This is a genomic window from Actinomadura sp. GC306, assembly GCF_004348665.1.
In the GTDB taxonomy this organism is placed as follows: Bacteria; Actinomycetota; Actinomycetes; order Streptosporangiales; family Streptosporangiaceae; genus Spirillospora.
Genome location: NZ_SMKM01000406.1, coordinates 1 through 3990, shown reverse-complemented (window position 1 = coordinate 3990; position 3990 = coordinate 1). Strand labels below are relative to the sequence as shown.

Here is a 3990-nt window from a genome sequence, read left to right as displayed (position 1 = left end):
CCGCGGGGGTGGGCTTGGCGGTGGACCTGTTTGAGGCGCTCGGCTGATACGTGGGTGTAGATCTGCGTGGTCTGCAGGGAGGCGTGGCCCAGGATCTCTTGGACGCTCCGCAGGTCGGCTCCGCCTTCGAGGAGGTGGGTGGCGGCGCTGTGGCGTAGGCCGTGCGGGCTCAGATCGGGGACTTCGCCGACCTCGGCTATCCGGGCGTGGACGATGCGCCGGGCGCTCGTGGGGTGGAGGCGTCCCCCACGGGTGCCCAGGAAGAGTGCTGGGCCGCTGTCCTCGGTCGCCAGTGTGGGCCGCCCTGCGCGTAGCCAGTCCTGGGTGGCGCGGGCGGCGGGCTCGCCCAGGGGGACGGTGCGTTCACGGCCGCCCTTGCCCAGGACGCGGATCGTGCCACGGCCGGTGTCCAGGTCGTCGATGTCGAGACCGCACAGCTCGCTCACGCGAACGCCCGTCCCGTAGAGCACCTCCAGAACGGCAAGGTCTCGAAGACCGACCGGCCCCTCTACGTCCATCGTGTCGAGGAGGCGTGCGGCGTCGTCCTGGGTGAGGACCCCGGGAAGGGCACGCTGCCGTTTGGGGGTGCCAAGCAGCAGCCCTGGATCGTCCCTAAGCAGGCCACGCCGGTGCAGGTGACCGGTGAACGCGCGAGCGGCGGCCGTCCGGCGGGCAAGGGTCGCGCGGGAGCGGCCCAGGGCGTGCTGACGCGCGAGCCAGGCGCGAAGTAGCGGTACGTCGAGTTCCGCGGGTTCCGTTACGCCGACATCGGTGGCGTAGGCGACGAGGTTGGTCAGGTCCCCGAGGTAGGCCCTCGCCGTGTGCGGCGATACGTCGCGCTCCGCGCGCAGGTGTCGTTCGAATTCAGAGAGGGCCTCCCCCAGCGCGTTGGTCACAGCGTCACGCTGCGCCACCGGCCTTCGCGAAGCAAGGACCGCGGAGCGTTTCGAGTAAGTCGCCGGAATTGTTCACCCGAAGTTATCCACAGGTAGTCATTATTCGGAGACGCAGCGTCATACTCCGGCAGCGTCGGAGGCCGGAGGTGAGGCCATGAGAGCCCATATCAGTCTCGGCCGGCGCGGTGAGGACGCCGCGGCCGACTACCTGGCCGGACTCGGCTGGACGATCATCGAGCGCAACTGGCGGTGCGACGGCGGCGAGCTCGACATCATCGCCCACGACGGGCGCGGCCCCGTGGTCTGCGAGGTGAAGACCCGCGGCTCCGCCCGGTTCGGCGATCCCCTCGAAGCGATCACCACGGACAAGGCCGCCCGGCTGCGGCGCCTTGCCGGGCGGTGGGCCGCCGAGCGGGGCGCCGGCGGTGCGCGCGTGCGGGTGGACGTCCTCGGCCTCGTCGCGGACGGCGACGGCTTCTCGATCGACCATCTGCGGGGGGTGTGCTGAATGACGCTCGCCAAGACCCGCTCGGTCTCCCTCGTCGGGGTCGACGGCTTCGTGGTGGACGTGGAGGCGGCGATCACCAGCGGCGTCCCGGGCCTGCATCTGGTCGGCCTGCCGGACACGGCGCTCAGCGAGGCCCGCGACAGGGTCCGCGCCGCCATCTTCAACTCGGGTGAGGATTATCCCAACCGCCACGTGACGGTGTCGCTGTGCCCGGCGAGCATGCCGAAGAAGGGATCGACCTTCGACCTCAGCATCGCGGTCGCGCTGCTCGCGGCCGCCGACGCCATTCCCCCTCGCGCGTGTGCCGGGCTCGTGCTGATCGGCGAGCTCGGCCTGGACGGACGCCTGCGTCCCATCCAGGGTGTCCTGCCCGCCGTGCTGGCCGCGGCGAACCAGGGCTGCGACACGGTCGTCGTCCCGAGGGCCAACGCGGCGGAGGCCGAACTCGTCCCCGGCATGAAGGTGGTGTCCGCGAGCACGCTGCGCGGCCTTCTTTGCCTGCTGCGGGACGAGCCGCCGCCCATCGAGGAGGACGAGGAGAACGCACCGTCCTCGCCCGCGGACAATCTCGCCCTGCGGCAGCAGGACATCCCGCCCGATCTCGACCTGAACGACGTACGCGGGCAGGCAGAGGCACGCCGGGCGCTGGAGATCAGCGCCGCGGGAGGGCACCACCTGTTCTTCGCCGGCCCGCCCGGCTGCGGGAAGACCATGCTCGCGGAACGGCTGCCCACGCTGATGCCGCCCCTGGAACCCGACATCGCGCTGGAGGTCACCGCGATCCACTCCGTGGCGGGCACTCTCCGGCCGGGTCAGCCGCTGATCACCCAGCCGCCGTTCTACGCGCCGCACCACACCGCATCGCGCGCCTCGATGGTCGGCGGCGGGTCGGGCCGCGTCCTCCAGCCGGGCGCCGTGTCCCTCGCGCACCGCGGGATCCTCTTCCTGGACGAGGCACCCGAGTTCATGGGGGGCACGCTCGACGCCCTCCGGCAGCCGCTCGAAGAGGGCGAGGTCCGGATCAGCCGGATCGAGGGCATGGCGCGGTTCCCCGCACGGTTCACGCTCGTCCTCGCGGCGAACCCGTGCCCCTGCGCCGCGGCCAAGCAGATCGACTGCTCCTGCGCACCCGGCGTCCGCCGCAAGTACGCGTCCCGCCTGTCCGGCCCGCTTCTCGACCGGATCGACCTCAAGCTCGAACTGGCGCCCGCGACCCGGGCCGAGCTTCGCTACGACCTGGAGTTCGCGGAGTCCAGCCAGGTCGTCGCCGAACGCGTCCAACTCGCCAGGGAACGGACGCTCAGCCGCCTGGCCGGCACCCCGTGGCGCTCCAATTCCGAGATCCCCGGACCGGAACTGCGCCGCCGCTTCACACCTCCGGCCAACGCGATGAAGGGCGCCGACGAGGCTCTGCAGATGGGCGCGCTCAGCGCACGCGGCCTCGACCGCGTCCTGCGGGTCGCCTGGACGATCGCCGACCTCGCGGGCCACGACGAACCCGGCCCGGACGACATCGGCGGCGCGCTCATGCTGTGGTCGGCGGGGCGCCCATGAGCGACGAACGAACCGCCCGAGCCACCCTCACCGCGGTGGCGGAGCCCGGCGACGCATTCCTCAACCGGATCATCGACCACTCCGGTGCGGAACAGGCACTCGAATCAATTCGCACCGGCACGCTGCCCCACGGGGTCATCGCCGACGTGAAGGAGGTCAAGCGGCTAGAACAGTGGCGTATCCGGCTGATCGCCGCCGAACCAGACCAGGACATGGCCGTGTGCGCCCGGTTCCGCGGGCGCCTCATCTGCCCGGGAGACCCCGAATGGCCGACGACCCTCGACGACCTCGGCGACGGACGCCCCTACGCCCTGTGGCTGCGCGGCCCCGGCGACCTGCGCTACGGCTGCCTCCGCTCGGTCGCCGTCGTCGGCTCCCGGGCCGCTTCCCCCTACGGCCTGCGCGCCGCCGCCGACTTCGCCTCGGAACTGGCCGACCGGGGCTGGACGGTGATCTCCGGCGGCGCCCTCGGCATCGACGCCGCCGCCCACCGTGGCGCCCTGGCCGCCGACGGGACCACCGTCGCCGTCCTCGCCAATGGCGTCGACGTCCCCTATCCGGCGTCCAATGAGGGGCTGTTCGCGGAGATGGCCCGGCGCTGCCTCCTGGTAAGCGAGTCGCCGCCGGGCACCCATCCGCATCGCCTCAGGTTCCTCGTCCGCAACCGGGTCATCGCCGCCCTGTCCCGCGGGACGGTCCTCATCGAGGCGGAAGCCCGGAGCGGAGCGCTGAACACCGCAAGCTGGGCGAGCAGGCTCGGCCGCGTCGTCATGGCCATGCCCGGCCCCATCACCAGCCGGGCGTCGGTCGGCTGTCACCGGCTGCTGCGCGAGGAGGGCACCACTCTCGTCACCCGCCCGGAAGAGATCATCGAAGCGGTGGGGACCATCGGCACGGACCTCGCCCCGCCGCCGCAGACCCCTGTCCTCCCCCGCGACCGCCTCGAACCGGTCACCCGTTCCGTCCTGGAAGCGTTCCCCGCCCGCGGCGCCACGGGCCCGGCCCAGCTGGCCGTCAAGGCAGGCGTCGACC

The 3990-nt window shown here is 72.2% G+C and carries 4 protein-coding genes; 3 read left to right on the top strand and 1 reads right to left on the bottom strand.

Annotated features, from left to right (window positions below; all coding sequences use genetic code 11):
* The coding region (locus E1200_RS31745; RefSeq protein ID WP_207933645.1) for a tyrosine recombinase XerC at positions 1-896 on the bottom strand (896 nt) is incomplete at its 3' end.
* A gap of 154 nt (positions 897-1050) precedes the next feature.
* Between E1200_RS31745 and E1200_RS31740 the strand changes: the two genes are divergently transcribed.
* From E1200_RS31740 to dprA, 3 genes are all read left to right on the top strand, one after another.
* Positions 1051-1404 (top strand): YraN family protein, encoded by a 354-nt coding sequence (locus tag E1200_RS31740; protein WP_131956107.1) that lies wholly within the window; start codon positions 1051-1053, stop codon positions 1402-1404.
* Entirely contained in the window at positions 1405-2958 is a 1554-nt protein-coding gene (locus tag E1200_RS31735) for a YifB family Mg chelatase-like AAA ATPase (protein WP_131956105.1), read from the top strand.
* A partial coding sequence (gene dprA, locus E1200_RS31730; RefSeq protein WP_131956103.1) for a DNA-processing protein DprA occupies positions 2955-3990 on the top strand: 1036 nt, incomplete at its 3' end. The genes E1200_RS31735 and dprA, both read left to right, overlap by 4 nt.

What these genes read in the sequence shown, in the direction of transcription:
- E1200_RS31735 (WP_131956105.1), top strand. Translation starts at nt 1,405, where the DNA reads ATGACGCTCGCCAAGACCCGCTCGGTCTCCCTCGTCGGGGTCGACGGC.
- E1200_RS31740 (WP_131956107.1), top strand. Translation starts at nt 1,051, where the DNA reads ATGAGAGCCCATATCAGTCTCGGCCGGCGCGGTGAGGACGCCGCGGCC.